This is a genomic window from Nocardia xishanensis NBRC 101358 (assembly GCF_001613365.1).
In the GTDB taxonomy this organism is placed as follows: Bacteria; Actinomycetota; Actinomycetes; order Mycobacteriales; family Mycobacteriaceae; genus Nocardia; species Nocardia xishanensis.
This window is the reverse complement of sequence record NZ_BDCF01000062.1, coordinates 22,702-41,231: the sequence shown is the minus strand read 5'-3', so window position 1 is coordinate 41,231 and position 18,530 is coordinate 22,702. Positions and strand designations below refer to the sequence as shown.

Sequence of the window (18,530 nt, the reverse complement as noted above, 5' to 3'; positions counted from 1 at the left end):
CCGCGACGGAAGGCCTGCCGCAGCGCGAGGCCCCCACCGGTCTGCCGCAGCGTCCTTCGGCCGCACCGTCGCCCACCGGCCTGCCACAGCGGGAACCGGGCGCAACAGTGATGCCGCAGCGCGAGGTGCCGCCGGGAGTCGGTCTGCCGCAACGGGAACGGACGGTGCAGCCCGCCGCGAGCAACGCGGAGCAGGGAGCAGCGCCGAGCGCCCCGGCGGCCGGCCGCGACCCCGGCAGGCACAGCTACAAGTCCAACCCATCGAAGACGGCGTCGTTCTTCCAGACTCGCCTGCAGCCCGCGGACGAGTCCGGGTCGCCGATGGACAGCCCGATCTTCGCCGAGATGATGTCGGCGTGGCTGGCCGATCCGAACCCGGATCGGTCCCAGATCGCGGCCTCCTTCGAGTCGCCGGGCGACGAGGGTTGGCAGGCCGCACGCAGGGCCAGTGAGGCGCAGGCCGAAACAAAGACGGCTGCGGGCTTGCCTCAACGCAATCCGGGCGGGAGGCTGGTCCCCGGCGCCGTCAGCGGCACCGCGGGTCGGGCTGCGAGCCGAGATCCGGAATCGATCAGGTCCAGCTTGAGCCGTCACCAGCAGGGCGTCCGGGATGGCCGTGCGATGAGAGAAATGAACCTAACCGGAGACAAAGGAGACCGATGAACCCCGATCTAGGTGGTACGAACCGTCAGCTGGATTGGCTGGTTTCGAACTTCGCCAACGAGGTTCCTGGCGTAGCTCATGCCGTACTGGTCTCGGCTGACGGCCTACTCATGGCCGCGAGTGCCCAGCTGCCCGTCGACCGCGCTGAACAGCTCTCGGCGGTCACCGCCGGCCTGGCCAGCCTCTCGGTCGGCGTCTCGAACCTGTTCGAGGGCGGCACGGTGCTGCAGTCGGTCGTGGAGATGGAACACGGATACCTGCTGCTGATGGCGGTCGGCGACGGCTCCTATCTCGCGGTGCTGACCAACACGTCCTGCGACATCGGACAGGTCGGCTACGAGATGGCTCTGTTGGTCGAGCGTGTTGGCCAGACGGTACAGGCCACGCCACGCGTCACGATGGGTTCCTGATGGTGGGATGGACATAGAAGATCACCGCGTGGGGAGCGCCGAGCCGAGCCTCGTTCGCCCATACTCGCTGACCGCAGGCCGCACCAGGCCCACGTTCGAGTTGGCGCTCGAGGCCCTCGTCGCATCGCATCCGGTCGCCCTGGAGCGGCAGTTCGAACTGACCAACATCGAGACGTCAATCGTGGAGTTGTGCAGAGAATCGCCGTCCGTTGCCGAAGTAGCGGCACGACTCGGAATTCCGATCGGTGTGGCACGGGTACTCGTGGCCGACCTCATCGAAGCCGGGCATGTACGCGTTTCGGCGACTTTGAAAGACGATTCCAGCGACGATGAACGTCGCGAGCTGATCGAAAGGGTTCTCAGTGGACTCCGGCGTATTTGATTCGACGGCACAGGTCGATACCCGCACCAGCAAGCCCACCTCGGCGAAGATCGTGGTCGCTGGTGGCTTCGGTGTCGGCAAGACCACGTTGGTCGGTGCCGTCTCGGAGATCGTTCCGCTGCGTACCGAGGCATTGGTGACCAATGCCAGTACGGGAATCGATAATCTGACCGGCATTCCGATGAAGTCCACCACCACGGTGGCCATGGACTTCGGCCGGATCAGCCTTGCGGACGATCTGGTGCTGTACTTGTTCGGTACGCCGGGCCAGTACCGGTTCTGGTTCATGTGGGACGACCTGATCCGCGGCGCCATCGGCGCCGTGGTGCTCGTCGACACCCGCAGGCTGGAGGACAGTTTCGCGGCCGTCGACTACTTCGAGGCCCGCAACCTACCTTTCCTGGTTGCGCTCAACGAATTCGACGACGCACCGCGTTATCCGATCGAGGACATCCGGCAGGCACTCGCGGTGCCCGCGGACGTGCCGATCCTGTCCATCGACGCGCGGCGGCGCGAGCCCGCCAAGCAGGCGCTGGTCTCGCTCACCGAGTACGCCCTGCGCAAGGTGATGCAGGGCTACTGATCACCGGGGACGGCCGCGGTTCGCCGCGGCCGTTTTCGTCACCGAACGATCCGCGGCGCGGGCGGCTGTGCCGTCCGACCGTGCGGATATGCTCGCGCGATGCGGATTTCGGCGCGGGAGTGGCTCGGGCAACTGCTCGACGGGGAGTCGTTCGTCAGCTGGGATCGGCCACCGCTCGAGGTCGCCGCGTCCCCGCGCTACCGCGATGATCTGCGTAAAGCCGCGTCGACGGCGGGCACCGACGAGTCGGTGCTCACCGGTGAGGGTCTGCTGCGCGGTCGGCGGGTGGCCGTGATCGCCTGCGAGTTCGGGTTTCTGGCCGGCTCGATCGGCGTCGCGGCGGCCGAACGCATCGTCGCGGCCGTCGAACGGGCCACCGAAATCGGTCTGCCTCTCGTCGCGTCACCGACCTCAGGCGGCACCCGCATGCAGGAGGGCACCGTCGCGTTCGTGCAGATGGTGAAGATCGCGGGCGCGGTCGCCGCGCACAAGGCCGCGGGCCATCCCTATCTCGTCTACCTACGCGACCCGACCATGGGCGGGGTGTTCGCGTCGTGGGGCTCGCTCGGCCACATGACCTTCGCGCAGCCCGGAGCGCTGATCGGCTTCCTCGGTCCGCGCGTCTACAAGGCGCTCTACGGCAAGGACTTCCCGGAGGGCGTTCAGGTCGCGGAGAACCTCTATCACCGTGGCGTCATCGACGGCGTGGTGCCGGTGCACGTCTTCCGCCGGATCGCCCATCGCGCGCTGAGCGTGCTCAGTGGAGAAGTGCGCGACGAAGAGCCGGCCGCGGATCGGCGTCCCGGTCCGGATCCGGCCTCGGTCGCGCACGGTACGGTCGCCGATGCCGATTCCGCCTGGCAATCCGTACTGGCCTCGCGCCGCCCTGACCGCCCCGGACTCCGCCACCTGCTGCGCCATGTGACGCAACGGGTTCCGCTCAGCGGCACCGGCCAGGGCGAGACCGATCGCAGCGTGGTGCACGCGCTCGCCAGATTCCGCGGCCAGCCCTGCGTGGTCTTCGGGCACGACCGTGCCGGACGGCTCGGCGAGACCATGGGCCCGGCCGCGTTGCGCGAGGCGCGCCGCAGCATGGCGTTGGCCGAGGAGTTGCGGTTGCCGCTGGTGCTGGTGATCGACACGGTGGGCGCGGCGCTGTCCAAGGAGGCCGAGGAGCGCGGACTCGCTCCCGAAATCGCCCGCTGCATCTCCGATCTGGTGACACTGGACACCCCGACCGTCTCGGTGCTGCTCGGCCAGGGCACCGGCGGCGGTGCGCTCGCGCTGCTGCCCGCCGACCGAGTCCTGGCCGCCACCAACGCCTGGCTCGCGCCGCTGCCCCCGGAAGGCGCCAGCGCGATCGTCTTCCGCGACACCGAGCACGCACCGGAACTCGCCGAGGCTCAACGCATCAGCGCACCCGCGCTGCTCGCCGACGGCATCGTCGACCGCATCGTCTCGGAAGACCCCGACGCCGCCGACGAACCGGTCGACTTCGCCCGCCGCATGGTCGCCGCCATCGGCGCGGAATTGGCCCGCCTGCGCGCGCTGCCGCTGCACGATCTCGAACGCGCTCGGCGTCAGCGCTACCGCAGGCTCGGGCGTCCGGCCTACTGAACCGAGCGCTGTGTCCGCTATCGTGCAGCAACGGTTTCGCTATCGACGGGCAACGAAATCCGCTTCCAGCGCCGCCGACCCGAGCGCATGGGCGAAATGCCCAGTTCAGCAGCATTATTGCGGGCGAACACGCGGGTAAGCGTCGTTGACGGTTCGCCCGCGCACTTCTACGGTCGGACGGGTGAGCTTCCGAAGCGAAACCTCCGCCGTGCCGTCGATCGTGCTGAACGACGGCAACGTCATCCCGCAGCTCGGATTCGGTGTGTTCCAGGTGCCGCCAGAGGACGTGGCAGACGTCGTAACCGCCGCGCTAGGCGCCGGTTACCGCAGCATCGACACCGCCGCGATCTACGGCAACGAGGAGGGCACCGGGCGGGCGATCCGCGCGGCCGGCCTCCCGCGCGACGAGATCTACGTCACCACGAAGCTGTGGAACGCCGATCAGGGCTACGAAGCCACCTTTCGCGCCTTCGACGCGAGCATGGCGAAGCTCGGCCTCGATTACTTGGATCTTTACCTGATCCACTGGCCGGTGGCCATCGCCGACAAGTTCATCGACACCTTCCGCGCTTTCCAGGAGCTCAAGCGCCAGGGCCGGGTTCGCTCGATCGGTGTGTCCAATTTCACCGTGGCGAACCTGCGGCGGGTGATCGAGGAGACCGGCGAGATCCCGGCGGTCAACCAGATCGAGTTGCACCCCGGTTTCGCCCAGCACGAGCTGCGCGAATTCCACGCCGCCAACGCCATCGCCACCGAGGCGTGGAGCCCGCTCGGCCAGGGCACCATGCTCGAGGACAAGACCATTACCGCGATCGCGAACGAGCTCGGCCGCACCCCGGCGCAGGTGATCATCCGGTGGCACCTGCAACTCGGCAACATCGTCATCCCGAAGTCGGTCACGCCGTCGCGCATGGCCGCCAACTTCGACGTGTTCGGCTTCGAGCTCGCGCCCGGACACATGGACGCGATCGACGCGCTCGACCGCGGCGGGCGCATCGGCCCGAACCCGGACAGCTTCACCGCCGGTCTCTGATCGGACAGCTCAGCCGCAGTCGCCGATACCGAGGTACTCGGTCAGCTCGACGGCGGCCGCCCGGCCGGCGCGGTTCGCGCCGATGGTGCTCGCGGACGGTCCGTAGCCGATCAGGTGGATGCGCGGATCGACCGCGACCTGCGTCGCGAGACGTCCGGTCATGGTGATCCCGCCGCCGGGTCCGCGCAGCCGCAGCGGGGCCAGATGGTCCAGCGCGCTGCGGAACCCGGTGGCCCACAGGATGACATCGGCACGCTGGAACGTGCCGTCCGCCCAGCGGACCCCGTCGGGTTCGATGTGGTCGAACATCGGCTTCCTGCGCAGCGCGCCGCGCGCCTCCGCGGCGCGCAGCCGGTCGTCCCAGCGCAAGCCGGTCACCGAGACCACCGAACCCGGCGGCAGGCCGTTGCGCACCCGGTCCTCCACCAGCGCCACCGCCGCCCGGCCCGCCTCGTCGGTGAACTCCGCGTCACGGAACACCGGCTCGGCCCTGGTGACCCACGTGGTCGTGGTGACCTTCGAGATCTCGTCCAGCAGCTGCACCGCCGAGATGCCGCCGCCGACGATCACGACGTGCTTTCCGGTGAACTCCTCGGCGGCGTGATAGTCGCGGGTGTGCAGCTGACGCCCCGCGAAGTTCTCCTGACCTCGATAGTGGGGGATGAACGGCCGCTCCCAGGTTCCGGTGCCGTTGATCAGTCCGCGCACCCTGATCGTGCCCGCGGTGTCGGTTTCGGCGTTGAGGACGGTCCCGCGCCCGTCGCAGCGCAGGCCGTCCTCGGTGCGGTCGCACACCACGCCGACGGACACCTGCCTGCGCACCCGAAGATCGAAGCGCTTCTCGTACAGCTCGTAGTAGTGCGGCACGGCCGTGGCCGCCTGCGCGCTTTCCGAACCGGGCGGCAAGGTCTCGGCGAACGACATCCCCGGCAGATCGTGCACCCGATTGACGGTGCTCAGCGTGAGCGATGGCCAGCGGAACTGCCAGGCCCCGCCCGGTCCCGGCGCGTGGTCGACGACGAGAAAGTCCACTCCCGGGCGCAGCCCGAGGCGGCGCAGGTGGTAGCCGGCCGACAGCCCCGCCTGACCAGCGCCGATCACCAGGATGTCGAAGTCGGTCGGCACAGCCGCCGATCGTATCGCCTGCGGCATCCCGCTCCGCCGCCTGTGGCAGAGTGAAAGTAACCAAACGACACTTTGAGTCGGGGAGGATGCATGCTCGGAGTTAGCCGAGATGGTGACGTCGTCACCATCGAATTACAACGCGAGGAGCGGCGCAACGCGCTGAACCACGAGCTCGTGACCCGGCTACGCGAGGCCGTGCTGGCCGCCGTCGCCGAGGGGGCGCGGGTGATCGTCCTCACCGGGCGCGGCCCGATCTTCAGCGCGGGTGCGGATCTGTCGGGTGTCTACTCCGACGATTTCCTCTCCGATCTGCTCGACATGCTGCACACCATCGAGTCGGTCCCGGTGCCGGTGATCTCCGCCATCAACGGCGGAGCGCTCGGCGCGGGCGTGCAATTGGCGCTCGCCTCGGATCTGCGGGTGATCGCGCCGGACGCCTACATCGCCATCCCGGCCGCCAAACTCGGCATCACCGTCGACCGGTGGACCGTGCGGCGGCTCGTCTCGCTGATCGGCGGCGGCCCGGCTCGCACCATTCTGCTTGGCGCCGAACGTGTTCCGGCCGCTGACTGCTACTCCTTCGGCTTCGCCAACAAACTCGGCACCCTCGCCGACGCGCAGGAGTGGGCGAAATCCATCGCGGAGCTGGCGCCGCTTTCGCTGCGCCACATGAAACTGGTGCTCAACGACGACGGCACCCGCGAACCGGAATCCGCGCAGCAGCGCGCGGCGCTCGAAGCCGCGTGGACCAGCGCCGACGCCCACGAGGGCCGCACGGCGCGGGCGGAGAAGCGCGCGGCGAAGTTCGTGGGGCGATGATGAGGACGAGGAAGATGCTCGGTTTCGCAGCAGCCGCAGCCGGTCTCACCTGGGTGGTCAGGGCCGCGTGGGGCATACCGTCGTCGATCGGCGCCTCGATGTCGGCCATCCAGCCGTACGCGGCCGGGTCGGTGAGCTACCGCGACCGCCAGTTCCACAACAGCGAGCCGAGCACCCAGATCGCGGCGGGTTCGGTTCCCTCCCTGCTGTATTCGGCGTTCACCAAGCGCAATCTCGGGCGCCCGCGCGGAGTCGTTCCGCTGCAGAAGCCGCAGCCGCCCGCCGAGGCCGCCGATCTCGCGGTGACCTGGTACGGCCACGCGTCGGCGCTGATCGAGGTGGACGGGTATCGGATCCTCACCGATCCCGTATGGAGCGAACGGGTTTCGCCCTCGCCGCTGGTCGGCCCGGCGCGGTTGCACCCGGTGCCGGTCCCACTCGCCGAGCTGCCTCAGGTGGACGCGGTGATCATCTCCCACGACCACTACGACCACCTGGACAAGGAGACCATCCGGGCGCTCGTGGTCGGGCAGTCCACGCCGTTCCTGGTCCCGATCGGAATCGGCGCGCACCTGCGGCACTGGGGTGTTCCCGAACACCGCATCGTCGAATTGGATTGGGGCGGGTCGGTTTCGCTGGCAGCACTGGGCCGGGAGCGGGACGGGACCGATCTGGTGCTCAGCTGCACTGAGGCACGGCACTTCTCGGGCCGCGGCCTGGTGCGGAACACCACGCTGTGGGCGTCCTGGTCCATCGTCGGCCCGACGCGGCGGGTGTATTTCGGCGGCGACACCGGCTACACCAAGTCGTTCGCCGAGGCGGGCGCCGCGCTCGGCCCCTTCGACCTGACGCTGCTGCCGATCGGCGCGTACGATGAGCGCTGGGCCGACGTGCACATGAACCCGGAGGAGGCGGTGCGCGCGCACGCCGATCTGTGTGTCGGCGATCCCGGCCACGGCCTGCTCGTGCCGATCCACTGGGCGACGTTCAATCTGGCCTTCCACGGATGGTCGGAGCCGGTGCACCGGATGGTCGCCGCCGCGCAGGACGCGGGCACCTCGGTCGCGGTGCCGATGCCGGGACAGCGCCTGTCGCCGCATGCCCTGCCTCCCCGCGATTCGTGGTGGGAAAATGTAGGTTGACCTGTCGGTATCTCCGACACCCGATTGGCGGCAGGAAAGGAACGAGGGCGATGAGCCTGACGGACACTCTGAAGGGCCTGGTCGGCAAGGGCAAGGAAGCGGCGGCCAAGAACTCGGGCAAGATCAACGAGGCGGTCGACAAGGCAGGCGACTTCATCGACCAGAAGACGCACGGGAAGTACTCGGACAAGATCGAGAAGGGCAAGGAGGCCGCCAAGAAGGTGGTTCCTCCGGAGCAGCCCGGCCAGGGCCGGTCACCGCAGGCCTGAGGATCGCACGGCCGGGGACCGCCGACCTGTCGGTTCCCGGCCGTACTATCGAGTCATGGTGTCCCGCCGTGCATTCGGTGGTGGTCCGGGCCGACCCGATGTCGAGGTCGAACTCAGCAACCTCGACAAGGTGCTGTATCCGGCGACCGGGACCACCAAGGGCGAGGTGATCGCCTACTACGCGGCCATCGCTCCGGCGATGCTGCCGCATATCGCCGGGCGCCCGGTGACGAGAAAGCGCTGGCCCAACGGGGTCGACCACCCCTCCTTCTTCGAAAAGAATCTCGCCGAACACGCCCCTCCCTGGCTAGAGCGCCGCGCGCTCGCACATTCCGATCGACGGGTGGTCTATCCGCTGATCGATTCCGAGGCCGGTCTGGCCTGGATCGGGCAGCAAGCGTCACTGGAAGTGCATGTGCCGCAATGGCGTTTCGACGACGACGAGATGGGGCCTGCCACCCGCCTCGTCTTCGACCTGGATCCGGGACCCGGCGTCGGACTGCCGGAATGCGCGACGGTCGCCCTGGCCGTGCGGGAGATGGTCGAGGGCATCGGGCTGCACGCGTTCCCGGTCACCAGTGGCAGCAAGGGAATTCACCTCTATGTGCCGCTGGATCGGGTGCTCAGTCCCGGCGGCGCGTCGACCGTGGCCAAGCAGGTGGCGGGCAATCTGGAGAAGCTGCACCCGGACCTGGTCACGGCCGCCATGGCCAAGTCCGTCCGGCGCGGGAAGGTGTTCCTGGACTGGAGCCAGAACAACCCGGCCAAGACCACCATCGCGCCCTATTCGCTGCGCGGCCGCACCGAGCCCAATGCCGCGGCGCCGCGCGCCTGGGCCGAGATCGAGAACCGGAAGAAGCTGCGGCACTTGCGTTTCGAGGAAGTGCTCGTGCGCTACCGGGACGACGGCGATCTGCTCGCCGAGCTGGATCCGCCGGATGCGGGCGGCGCCGACGCGCTGAGCAAGTACCGCTCCATGCGCGATCCGGCGCGCACCCCCGAGCCGGTGCCGTCGGCGCGGCCCGTCGCAAGCGCCGGAAATCGTTTCGTGGTGCAGGAACACCACGCGCGCCGCCTGCACTGGGACGTGCGGCTGGAACGCGACGGCGTCCTGGTGTCCTGGGCGGTGCCGAAAGGTCCGCCGACCTCGACGCGGCAGAACCGGCTCGCGGTGCACACCGAGGATCATCCGCTGGAGTACCTGCACTTCCACGGCGAGATTCCCAAGGGGGAGTACGGCGCGGGGGAGATGACCATCTGGGATACCGGCACCTACGAGACCGAGAAGTGGCGCGACGACGAGGTGATCGTCCGCTTCCACGGCGAGCGGCTCACCGGCCGCTACGCGCTCATCCAGACCAACGGCAACCAGTGGCTGATGCATCTCATGCGCGATCAGCAGCCGGAATCGAAAGACGCCGAAGCGCAGCGAGATTCGTCCCGGAGCCCAGCGAAACGAGAGCCGTCCAACGGATCCGGCGGTGAGTCCGCGGCTCCCGAACCGATCGAACCGCAGGCGCCGACAGGCGACGCGCCGTTTCCCCGTGGTCTCGCGCCGATGCTGGCCACCTCCGGCGATGTGGGCGAATTGGACGAGGTCGAATGGTGCTTCGAGACGAAGTGGGACGGCTTCCGCCTGATCGCCGAGATCGATTCCGGCGCGGTGACCTTGCGCAGCCGCGCGGGCAACATCGTGACCTCGCGCTATCCGGGTATCGGGGTTCTCGCGAAGGAGCTGGTCGGCCACCGTGTCGTCCTGGACGGCGAGGCGGTCGTCTTCGACGACCACGGCGTCGCGAATCTGGGCCTGCTGCAAGCTGATGCGGCCCGCGCCGTCTTCGTCGCGTTCGATGTGCTGTATCTGGACGGCACCTCGCTGGTGCGCAAACGCTATTCGGACCGCAGGCGAGTGCTGGAGGCGCTCGCCGCCAACTCGCCCTCGTTGCGCGTGCCGCCCCGGCTGGATGGTCCCGGGTCCGTGGCGTTGCACTACAGCCAGGAACACGGCATGGAGGGTGTCATCGCCAAGCGCAAGGATTCGGTGTATCTGCCAGGCAAGCGCGGACATTCGTGGGTCAAGCAGCGCAACTGGCGCACCCAGCGGGTGATGGTCGGCGGCTGGCGGCGCAGCGACGCGCGCGAGTTCAAGTCGCTGCTCGTCGGAATTCCGTACCGGGACAGGTTGATCTACGTGGGCCGCGTCGGCACCGGCTTCGGCGAGTCCGGCATGCGCGAGCTGGCCGCCAGGCTGCGCAAGCTGGAACGCAAGACCAGCCCGTTCGACAACCCGCTGACCGCCGAGGAACGCAAGGAGGCGGTGTGGGTGACCCCGAAGATCGCGGGCACCGTGCGCTTCATGAACTGGACCGAGACCGGACGTCTCTGGCATCCCGGCTGGGTCGGCGAGTTCGACTGAGGCACGGGGGTGTGACGCCGGTCGCCAATAGTTTGCCAGACCGGTCGCGCGCGGCTCGGTATCGTGAAATCGCGGTTGTTCGAACTCGAGAACGGGGAGTGCACGGTGGACTTCAAGAACCTGGCCGCCAAGGCGATGGACCTGGCCCAGCAGAACGCGGACAAGGTCGACACGGTGATCGACAAGGCGGGTGACATCATCGATCAGAAGACCGGAGGCAAGTTCGCCGGGCAGGTCGACGCGGCTCAGGACGCCGCCAAGAAGGCCATCCGCAAGGAAGGCTGAGCGGTCTCCCGTCGTCCGGCCAGCGCCGGACGACGGGAAGGTCTCACTCCTTCTCGCCCGCGAGCAGCGGCGTGATGGTCGCGGAATCCGTCACGATCGCATGTCCCTGGAACTCGAAATCCGCGTAGGAACGCGCGATCGCGTCCTGATCGCGGCCGCCGCACGCGTCGCTGATCACGACCGGGACGAACCCGAGATCGGTGGAGTGGACGATCGTCGGCGCGATCCCGATCTCCATCGCGACGCCCATGATCGCGTACGCCCCGATCCCGAGATCCCGCAATGTGCTGGCCAGCGGGGTGCCCTCGAAGGCCGACATCGAGGTCTTGTCGAAGACGATCTCGTCGTGCCGCGGCCGCAGTTCCGGCACCAGCTCGAAGGCCGGGGTGTCGCGCTGCAGAATCGGTTTCAGCTCGTCGACCGAGTCCACCCCCTGCCAGGTCATCGCCATCCGCAGCGCGAACTTGCCGCTGAGCCGGTGCGGAAGGAAGAAGTGCCGCAAGAAGATCACCGGGTAGCCGCCGCGCCGGGCCGCCTCGACCACGGGCACCACCCGCTGGATGATCTCTTGGCCGTCTGGCAGCTGCGCCAGTACCCCGACCTGCATGTCGTAGACGATCACCGCCATCCGGTCCGGGCCGCACACATCGGCGAGCCCTTCCGGGATGTCCAGTCCGTTGCCGTACCGCATTATCAGCTCTCCTTCTCGATGATCGAACGTCGCCGCGACCCACGTCGGGCGGCGAATCGGTTGCGCTGAGGGCACTTTCGCACCACTGTAACCACGAGCGCCTCGCCTGTTGCCGGGCGGTCGCCTCCGCAGTACCGTCGAGTGTGTCGAGGCGGAGATAGCCGCGCCTCGGTGAGCCTTGGAGTCGGGATGAGTACGAAAGGCCTATGTTCGTCGGGGGCTTTCGGTGCGCTTCGCGAGCGCGCGCTTGCCATGTTCTCCCGTTCGCCGAGGGGGGTGAGGGCCCGGAGTCGGCCCGGGTTCCGTGCTTTCGGAGTTGTCTTGCTGGCGGCGGCGCTGTCGCTGAGTCTCGCCGTGCCGGGCGCGGCGATCCCGCGACCCGACGACGATCCGTTCTACGCCGCTCCCGCCGACCTCGCCGGCTACCCAGCGGGCGCGATCGTTCGCTCGCGTCCGATCACGCTATTGGGTCTGCCGCTGCCGGTTTCGGCCTGGCAGGTGCAGTACCGGACCAACGACGCGGACGGCCTTCCGACGCCGGGCATGGCCACCGTGCTGGTGCCGAACCTGCCGTGGTGGGGTGCTGGGGAGCGGCCGCTGCTGTCCTACCAGGTGCCCGAGGACAGCCTCGGCACCCAGTGCGCGCCCTCCTACGCGCTGCGCGGCGGCTGGGAGATGAGCGGTATCACGACCTACACCGACACGCCGTTCTTGGCGGACGCGCTGCGTCGCGGCTGGGCGCTGGTGGTCAGCGATCACGAGGGACCCTGGTCCCGCTTCCTGGACGGGATGAATGCCGGGTACGCCGTGCTCGACGGCATCCGAGCCGCTCGCGCCTTGGCCCCGGGCGGCGTCGGGGCAGCGAGTCCGGTGGGCGCGTACGGGTATTCGGGCGGTGCGTACGCGACGCTGTGGGCCGCGCAGCTGCAACCCGGCTACGCTCCCGATGTCGAGTTCGCGGGTATCACCGCGGGTGGGGTGCCCGCCGACTGGCCCGCGATCGCCCGCGGCGTCGATGGTGGCGCGCAGGCCGGGCTCGCGCTGCTGATCGTGCTGTCGGTCGCGCGTGACCACCCGGGTTACGGCGTCGCCGAGCTGCTGAACGAGCGCGGCCGCGCGCTGCTGGCCGAGGACGGGTCGGCCTGCGGATTGGACCTGGTGCTGAAGTACGCGAATGCGCGCGTCGACGATTTCGCGCTCGAACCGAATCTGCTGTCGCACCCGGCCTTCCTCGCGGCGACGGCGGCGCAGGAGTTGGGCGGGACCGCACCGCGGGTCCCGGCCTACCTCTACCACAGCACCACCGACGACGTGATTCCCGTCGCGGGCTTCACTGTGCTGGTCGACCGCTACTGCGCACTCGGCGCCGACCTGACCGTCACGCATTCGACGCTGTCCGGCCACAATCCGACCGCGATCGTCGAGGCGTTCGGAGCGATGAACTATCTCGGTGACCGCTTCGCGGGCGCGCCCGTGGCGGCGGGGTGTCACGCGCGCTGAGCCGGGCGCCGCAGAGCTCCGGTGCGAGCGGCCGACACCGAAACTCGGCCCGGACGACAAGCGACGCGCACCGACTCGAGGGGTGTAGTCGGTGCGCGTCGCGTTCGGAAAGGGCGGTTCAGTTCACCGGGACCCCGGCCTGCTCCGTCCACTTGGTGGTACCCGGCGCCGCGGTCAATGTGCTGATCAGATCGATACCGGCGACCACCAAGGCGGGGCCTCCCACGAGGATGGTCCCGATGATGCCCCCGATCGAGGCGCCCGTGATGACGCTGGCGATCACGCCGGGACCGGTGATGATGCCGGACAGACCGATGAGGGCGCCGAGCGCGGTGCCGATGAATCCGCCGACCGCGGTCGCGATTCCGAACTGCGAGGCGAACGCGTTCATCGCCTGCTGGTTCTCCATCAGTGACGCGACGGGGACGGCCTGCACGGGCCGGGCCTGCGCGGTGTTCTTGACCGCCGTCAGCTCCAGCACCCGCCCGTCGTCGCGAACCTTGTGCGGCAGCGGGTATTCCAGTCCGTCCTGCCGGACCGAGAGCGGCAGGGTGACGACCGCGTTGCCCTTCGAGTCCTTGATGGCTACCGAGTTGCCGGTCAGCTCGAAGGAACCGTTCGTCAGTGTGGTGATGATCGTGTCGCCGATCAGCTTCGCCTCGTACCCGATGTCGGGCACGGGCGCGGCAGCCGGTTGTGCGTGCACAGCGCCCGCGCCGACGGCGACAGCGGCGACGAGCGGTACGACGACCGCGGTGATCTTGCGAAGAATCATTTTGCGGTGTTCCAATCTTCGTCAGGATTTCATGCCCTACGAACACCCCGCACGCCGAAAAACCTTCCCCCTCAACGCGCGCGAAGCCTGGATGTGATTCAGAGAACAGCAGCGCTAGGTGTCACATTACTGGGCGATCGCTGGTTTGGGCCGCAAAACTGCGGGTAATGGTGCCTCTTGTCGATCGCGGTCGTCACCCCCTTGTCGAAGGCGGTATGTCACTTGGCTATATGTGCACGTCAAACCGTTTTCGTGTGAATAACCAAGGGCTTGCTACAAGGTCTGATACGCGACGCGCCGGAAGGCGGCGCGCCGTTGCCGCTGTCCAACGGATCGCGCCGTCGGCTCGGCGGATCCCGTTCGAGATCAGATCAGCACGTCGAGCAGCACCGAACCCGCGCAGACGAGCACGACCAGGCCGAGCGCGACCGCGTCGCGGCGACCCGGCGCGCTGGGCCGGGCGGTGAGCTGTCCGGTGCCGCCGCGGGCGGTGATGGCCTCCCCCAGCTCGGTGGCGCGGCGGGTGGCCACGGCCATGGCCGCGGTGAGGATGTCGATGATCGGGCTGTCGGACGCCCGGTCCAGCAGGCGGTCCTTCGGCCGCAGCCGCCGGGCCGCGCGCAGCACCCGGATCTCCTCCAGCAGCAGCGGCAGTCCGCGCAGCGTCAGCGCCACCACGACGGCCCACTCGTCCACCGGCACTTCGAGTTTGCGCAGCGGCGCGCCCAATCTGGCAAGGGCGGGAGCGATCTCGCCCATCGGAGTGGTCCATGCGATGAGGAACGAGGCGGCCACCAGGATCAGGCCGAAGACCATCGTCTGGGTGTAGCGCAGTACCGCGGCGCCGCCCACCGGCACGTTGATCAGCGCGCCCGCGCCGATCAGCGCCCAGAACCACCACGGCAGCCTCGGGAGGGTGCCGAGCGGAAGCCGGGCGATCAGCCCGATCGCCAGCAGGAAGACGACCATCGCACCGAGTACCGGCCAGGACGGCCAGAACATCAGCAGCAGGCTGATCAGGAACGCGGCGATCATCTTGGTGCCCGCCCAGAGGTTGTGCACCGGGCTGGACACCGGCACCCGGCGGAACAGGACCGTGCTCATTTCGCGCCTCCGTGTCCGAAGCGCCACGCCGCGTCACCGGAGTGCGGCGTCGCCGATCGCGGGCCGCGGTGCGGGTCGAAGCGACGCGCCGCGGTGGCGGCGTCGGAGGCCGGCTGAGCCTCCAGGATGCGGCCCGAGCTCAGGTGCACGGTGCGGTCGCACACGGCGGACATGTCCTCGACGTCGTGTGAGATGACGATCAGCGTCAGCCCCGAATCCCGCAGCCGCGCAAGCAGTTCCACGATGTCGGCGCGGCCCTCTGGATCCAGTCCGGCCAGCGGTTCGTCGAGCACGACCACCTGTGGCCGGCTGGCCACGATGGCGGCGAGCACGACGCGCTTGGCCTGCCCGCCGCTGAGTTCCTCGATGGAGCGCGCGGCCAGCGCGCGGTCGAGGCCGACGGCGTCCAGCGCCTTGCCAACCGCGCCGGATCCGGTGGCCCGCCCACCCCAGTCGGCGATCTCCGCGCCGACCGTCTGTTTCTGCAATTGCAGCCGGGAATGCTGGAACGCCAGCTCGACCCGGCCGATCTGCCGCGTCACCGGGCGGCCGCCGAGTTCACAGCGTCCCGAACTCGGTTCGATCAGGCCCGCGATGATCCAGGCGAGGGTCGACTTACCCGAACCGTTGCCGCCGACCACGAGCAGCGCCTCGCCGCGGCGCACCACCAAGTCGACGCCGTGCAGGGCGGGCGCCTCCCACGGCGTGCCCCGGTTGTAGGTGTGCCGGACGTCGCGCAGTTCCAGAACGCTTTCGCCCATCGGGCGGCGGCGCGCGTCGCGCACCGGCTGCGGCCAGGCGGGCAGCCGGTCGACGGTGCGGCCCGCCGCCAGATGCACCACCCGGTCCGCGGCCGCGGCGTCGGCCTCGTGGTGGGTCACCAGCACCACTGCCATCGGGTGGCGGCGCGGCAGCCGGGCGAGCAGTGCGACCAGTTCGCCGCGGCCCGCCGGATCGATCATCGAGGTGGCTTCGTCGGCGATGAGCAGCGCGGGTCGGCGGGCCAGCGCGGCCGCCACCGCGAGGCGCTGTTGCTGGCCGCCGGAGAGGGTGGTGGTCTCGCGTTCGCCCATGCCCGCCAGACCGACCTCGCCGAGCAGCGCTTCCACGTCCACCTCGGCGGCGAGTTCCTGCGGAAGTCCCCAGACCACGTCGTCGGCGACCTGGACGCCGAGGGTCTGGCTTTCCGGTCGTTGCAGCACCAGCGCCGTCCCGCCGAGGTGGCCGAGGCCCGCGGAGCCCGGTCGCCGCACCTCGCCCGAGGTGGGCGGCAGCCCGGCCAGCAGCCTGGTGAGCGTGGACTTGCCCGAGCCGTTGTGGCCGACGATCGCGATGAACTCCCCGACCCGGACGCTGAGGTCGATATCGCTCAGCGCGTCGGTGCGCGCGCCCGGGTAGCGGAAACCCGCCGCGTAGAGCGTCACCGGCAGCGGGCCGATCGGCCGCTCGTCCACCGGCGCGTCGAGGCGATCCCGAGCGGGCAGCCAGGCCAGCCGGTCCAGTACCGAACCGAGCACGAACCAGGAGAACAGCGCGCTCACCACCACGCCGAGCGCGACGCCGGCGCCTATCCAGACCCACCACCAGGCGAGCACGGTGTCGGTGAATTCCGACGCGGCCCGGCCGAGCGGTTCCAGCGCGGATTGCCGCTCGGCGAGTCGCTGCACGCCGTCGGCGGTATTGCGGATGGTGTCGAACAACAGCTCCCTGGTCCGCCCGGCCACCAGCAGCGATCCGATGGTGAACGCGGCCCACAGCACGCCCGCCAGCAGTGCGAGGAAGAACACCGAGAACAGCCCGCCGCCGCGGCGCTTGACGCCGCCGATGATGCCGCCGATCGTCGCCGAGGCGACAACGCCGAGCGCGGGCATGACGCCTGCGGCGACGAAGGTGACCAGGGTGGCCGAGGCGGCCGCGGTCACCAGCGCGCGCGGCCGGTAGCGGTGCGCGAGCATGCCCATCGGAACCGCGGCGACGATTTGCAGCGCGGCCGCCAGCGGAACCACGGACCCGACGGTGACCAGCCCGACCGTGACCCCGCCGAGCACGGCGCCGGTAGCCAGCTCGATCGGGCGCAGCGGGCCGCGCTCCGCGGAACCGGTCCGGCCGTCGGCCGTGGGCAGATCACTCACGCAACAAGTCTGCCAGCAGGCGCGCCGCGCGGCCGGTTCGCCGGATCAGGCGACCCTGGTCAGGGTGTAGTCGTCGCGGTTAAACCGACGGGTACGGCGGCGGTATCTGGACACGGTGCCAGGCCAGTTGTTCGTGATGCGGCCCGAGGCGGTGCGGTACCAGCTGGTGCAGAAGTTCCACGGCGTGCGGGCCAGTCGTCGCTGGAGCGCGTCGTTGAATTCGCGCTCGAGTTCGTCGCGGACCTCGATGGTGTGGCCTGGCCGGTCGGCGAGCAGCCGCACCGCCTGCCGGATATAGCGGGCCTGCGATTCGATCATGTAGATGATCGAGCCCGCCGCGAGGTTGGTGTTCGGCCCGTAGACAAGGAAGAGGTTCGGGAAGTCGGGCACGGTGATGCCGAGGAAGGCGTGCGCGCCGTCGGCCCACGCGTCGGCGAGTTTGCGGCCGCCGCGGCCGTAGATCCGCATCGGCCAGAGAAATTCGGTTCCCTTGAAACCGGTGCCGTAGATGATCACGTCGGCCTGGTGCAACCTGCCGTCCGCGGTGCGCACGCCCTGGGGAACGACCTCGCTGATCGCCGTGGTCTCGACCGCCACGTTGGGCTGGGTGAGCGCGGGGTAGTAGTCGTTCGAGAACAGCCCGCGCTTGCAGCCGATGGGGTAGTCGGGCGTGAGCTTGGCCCGCAGCTCCGGGTCGGCGACCTGTTTGTGCAGGTGCTTCTCGGCGATGCGGCCGACCATCCGTGCGATGCCGGGGAATTCGACCAGCCCCAACGAGACGAATTCGCCCGCCGACCACCAGCCGAACCGCTCGACCAGCAGCGCGCCGGGCAGTTTCGCGAACAGCTTGTGCTGGATGGGTGAGTAGTCGGTGTCGAACTTGGGGATGACCCAGGCCGCGGTGCGCTGGAACAGCGTCAGGTGCTCGACCTTCGGCTGGATCTCGGGGATGTACTGAATGGCGCTGGCGCCGGTGCCGATGCACAGGACGCGCTTTCCCGTCAGGTCCACGTCGTGGTCCCACTCGGCGGAGTGGAAGGACGCACCGGCGAAGGTGTCGATGCCGGGAAGGTCGGGGAGCTTGGGCCGGGAGAGCTGGCCGACCGCCGAGATCAGCACATCGGCGATCCTGGTGGTGCCGTCGGCGGTGCGGACGGACCACCGGCCGGTCTGCTCGTCGAATTCGGCGTCGGTCACGTCGGCGCCGAAGACGATGGCCTCCAGCAGTTCGTGCCGCCGCGCGACCCCGCGCAGGTAGTCGTGGATGGCGTCGCGGCCGGAGTAGCGCTGCGGCCAATCCGGCTTCGGTTCGTAGGAGTAGGAGTAGAGCGGCGACGGCACGTCGCAGGCCGCGCCAGGGTAGGTGTTCTCCCGCCACACGCCGCCGAGGTCGGCGGCCCGCTCCAGGATCGTGATGTCGCGGATGCCGTTACGGCGCAGCTCGATCGCGGTTCCGATACCGCCGAAACCCGCGCCGATGATGAGAACCGATGGCCGGTCGCCAGCTGTCATGTGACACTCCTCACAACATCCGATGTCTCCACTCTAGAACCGGCGCCGACGGGTGCATCGAGACTTTCGGCCA

17 protein-coding genes and 1 pseudogene are annotated in these 18,530 nt (G+C 69.1%); 12 read left to right on the top strand and 6 right to left on the bottom strand.

Annotated elements, in window-relative coordinates:
- From NX1_RS37075 to NX1_RS31325, 6 genes and pseudogenes are all read left to right on the top strand, one after another.
- Positions 1-662, top strand: a pseudogene (locus NX1_RS37075) (sensor histidine kinase); the annotation flags it as partial.
- Complete coding sequence (locus NX1_RS31345; RefSeq protein WP_011207200.1) at positions 659-1,072, top strand: roadblock/LC7 domain-containing protein; 414 nt, start codon at positions 659-661, stop codon at positions 1,070-1,072. The pseudogene NX1_RS37075 and the gene NX1_RS31345, both read left to right, overlap by 4 nt.
- A gap of 7 nt (positions 1,073-1,079) precedes the next feature.
- On the top strand, positions 1,080-1,454 hold the full coding sequence (locus NX1_RS31340) for a DUF742 domain-containing protein (RefSeq protein ID WP_068067495.1): 375 nt from the start codon (positions 1,080-1,082) through the stop codon (positions 1,452-1,454).
- Positions 1,435-2,037, top strand: a complete 603-nt coding sequence (locus NX1_RS31335; protein WP_174414979.1) for a GTP-binding protein — start codon at positions 1,435-1,437, stop codon at positions 2,035-2,037. Before NX1_RS31340 ends, NX1_RS31335 begins: the two co-directional genes overlap by 20 nt.
- 99 nt (positions 2,038-2,136) lie before the next feature.
- Positions 2,137-3,654 (top strand): carboxyl transferase domain-containing protein, encoded by a 1,518-nt coding sequence (locus NX1_RS31330; protein WP_068067492.1) that lies wholly within the window; start codon positions 2,137-2,139, stop codon positions 3,652-3,654.
- 181 nt (positions 3,655-3,835) lie between these two features.
- The gene (locus NX1_RS31325) at positions 3,836-4,687 is read left to right on the top strand and encodes an aldo/keto reductase (protein WP_068067489.1); all 852 of its coding nucleotides are present in this window, start codon (positions 3,836-3,838) and stop codon (positions 4,685-4,687) included.
- Positions 4,688-4,696: 9 nt separating this feature from the next.
- Here the strand turns inward: NX1_RS31325 and NX1_RS31320 are convergent, their stop codons facing one another.
- Positions 4,697-5,812: an NAD(P)-binding domain-containing protein gene (locus tag NX1_RS31320; protein ID WP_068067485.1), complete on the bottom strand. Its 1,116-nt coding sequence runs from the start codon at positions 5,810-5,812 to the stop codon at positions 4,697-4,699.
- Between the two features lie 90 nt (positions 5,813-5,902).
- On the opposite strand from NX1_RS31320, the gene NX1_RS31315 reads away from it, so the two are divergent.
- The 5 genes from NX1_RS31315 (at position 5,903) to NX1_RS31295 (ending at position 10,743) form a co-directional block, all read left to right on the top strand.
- Positions 5,903-6,631 (top strand): enoyl-CoA hydratase, encoded by a 729-nt coding sequence (locus NX1_RS31315; protein ID WP_068067482.1) that lies wholly within the window; start codon positions 5,903-5,905, stop codon positions 6,629-6,631.
- Positions 6,631-7,773 carry an MBL fold metallo-hydrolase gene (locus NX1_RS31310; RefSeq protein ID WP_068067479.1) on the top strand — a complete coding sequence of 381 codons (1,143 nt, stop codon included), beginning with the start codon at positions 6,631-6,633 and terminating at the stop codon, positions 7,771-7,773. Before NX1_RS31315 ends, NX1_RS31310 begins: the two co-directional genes overlap by 1 nt.
- 50 nt (positions 7,774-7,823) lie before the next feature.
- The gene (locus NX1_RS31305; protein ID WP_068067476.1) at positions 7,824-8,042 is read left to right on the top strand and encodes an antitoxin; all 219 of its coding nucleotides are present in this window, start codon (positions 7,824-7,826) and stop codon (positions 8,040-8,042) included.
- 55 nt (positions 8,043-8,097) lie between these two features.
- A complete protein-coding gene (locus tag NX1_RS31300; protein WP_068067473.1) occupies positions 8,098-10,458 on the top strand; it encodes an ATP-dependent DNA ligase in 2,361 nt (786 codons plus the stop codon).
- A 135-nt stretch (positions 10,459-10,593) separates the two neighbouring features.
- Entirely contained in the window at positions 10,594-10,743 is a 150-nt protein-coding gene (locus NX1_RS31295; RefSeq protein ID WP_084501893.1) for an antitoxin, read from the top strand.
- A 43-nt stretch (positions 10,744-10,786) separates the two neighbouring features.
- Here the strand turns inward: NX1_RS31295 and NX1_RS31290 are convergent, their stop codons facing one another.
- Entirely contained in the window at positions 10,787-11,434 is a 648-nt protein-coding gene (locus NX1_RS31290; protein WP_068067467.1) for a cysteine hydrolase family protein, read from the bottom strand.
- Between the two features lie 321 nt (positions 11,435-11,755).
- Here NX1_RS31290 and NX1_RS31285 point away from each other — a divergent pair, with 321 nt between their 5' ends.
- The gene (locus NX1_RS31285; RefSeq protein WP_169812317.1) at positions 11,756-12,934 is read left to right on the top strand and encodes a lipase family protein; all 1,179 of its coding nucleotides are present in this window, start codon (positions 11,756-11,758) and stop codon (positions 12,932-12,934) included.
- Positions 12,935-13,052: 118 nt separating this feature from the next.
- Here the strand turns inward: NX1_RS31285 and NX1_RS31280 are convergent, their stop codons facing one another.
- The 4 genes from NX1_RS31280 to NX1_RS31265 all read right to left on the bottom strand — a co-directional run bounded on the left by NX1_RS31280 (position 13,053) and on the right by NX1_RS31265 (position 18,457).
- On the bottom strand, positions 13,053-13,709 hold the full coding sequence (locus NX1_RS31280; RefSeq protein ID WP_068067521.1) for a DUF8020 domain-containing protein: 657 nt from the start codon (positions 13,707-13,709) through the stop codon (positions 13,053-13,055).
- A 366-nt stretch (positions 13,710-14,075) separates the two neighbouring features.
- On the bottom strand, positions 14,076-14,813 hold the full coding sequence (locus tag NX1_RS31275; protein ID WP_068067465.1) for a CbiQ family ECF transporter T component: 738 nt from the start codon (positions 14,811-14,813) through the stop codon (positions 14,076-14,078).
- The gene (locus NX1_RS31270; protein ID WP_068067462.1) at positions 14,810-16,945 is read right to left on the bottom strand and encodes an ATP-binding cassette domain-containing protein; all 2,136 of its coding nucleotides are present in this window, start codon (positions 16,943-16,945) and stop codon (positions 14,810-14,812) included. The genes NX1_RS31275 and NX1_RS31270 overlap by 4 nt, the downstream gene beginning before the upstream one ends.
- A gap of 45 nt (positions 16,946-16,990) precedes the next feature.
- Positions 16,991-18,457, bottom strand: coding sequence for a flavin-containing monooxygenase (locus NX1_RS31265; protein WP_068067459.1), 1,467 nt, complete (start codon positions 18,455-18,457; stop codon positions 16,991-16,993).
- Positions 18,458-18,530 lie beyond the last annotated feature (73 nt).

Excerpts from the sequence above, each read along its gene's own strand:
- NX1_RS31345 (WP_011207200.1), top strand. The coding sequence starts at position 659 with ATGAACCCCGATCTAGGTGGTACGAACCGTCAGCTGGATTGGCTGGTT.
- NX1_RS31340 (WP_068067495.1), top strand. The coding sequence starts at position 1,080 with ATGGACATAGAAGATCACCGCGTGGGGAGCGCCGAGCCGAGCCTCGTT.
- NX1_RS31330 (WP_068067492.1), top strand. The coding sequence starts at position 2,137 with ATGCGGATTTCGGCGCGGGAGTGGCTCGGGCAACTGCTCGACGGGGAG.
- NX1_RS31315 (WP_068067482.1), top strand. The coding sequence starts at position 5,903 with ATGCTCGGAGTTAGCCGAGATGGTGACGTCGTCACCATCGAATTACAA.
- NX1_RS31310 (WP_068067479.1), top strand. The coding sequence starts at position 6,631 with ATGAGGACGAGGAAGATGCTCGGTTTCGCAGCAGCCGCAGCCGGTCTC.
- NX1_RS31305 (WP_068067476.1), top strand. The coding sequence starts at position 7,824 with ATGAGCCTGACGGACACTCTGAAGGGCCTGGTCGGCAAGGGCAAGGAA.
- NX1_RS31300 (WP_068067473.1), top strand. The coding sequence starts at position 8,098 with ATGGTGTCCCGCCGTGCATTCGGTGGTGGTCCGGGCCGACCCGATGTC.
- NX1_RS31295 (WP_084501893.1), top strand. The coding sequence starts at position 10,594 with ATGGACCTGGCCCAGCAGAACGCGGACAAGGTCGACACGGTGATCGAC.
- NX1_RS31290 (WP_068067467.1), bottom strand. The coding sequence starts at position 11,434 with ATGCGGTACGGCAACGGACTGGACATCCCGGAAGGGCTCGCCGATGTG.
- NX1_RS31280 (WP_068067521.1), bottom strand. The coding sequence starts at position 13,709 with ATGATTCTTCGCAAGATCACCGCGGTCGTCGTACCGCTCGTCGCCGCT.
- NX1_RS31275 (WP_068067465.1), bottom strand. The coding sequence starts at position 14,813 with ATGAGCACGGTCCTGTTCCGCCGGGTGCCGGTGTCCAGCCCGGTGCAC.
- NX1_RS31265 (WP_068067459.1), bottom strand. The coding sequence starts at position 18,457 with ATGACAGCTGGCGACCGGCCATCGGTTCTCATCATCGGCGCGGGTTTC.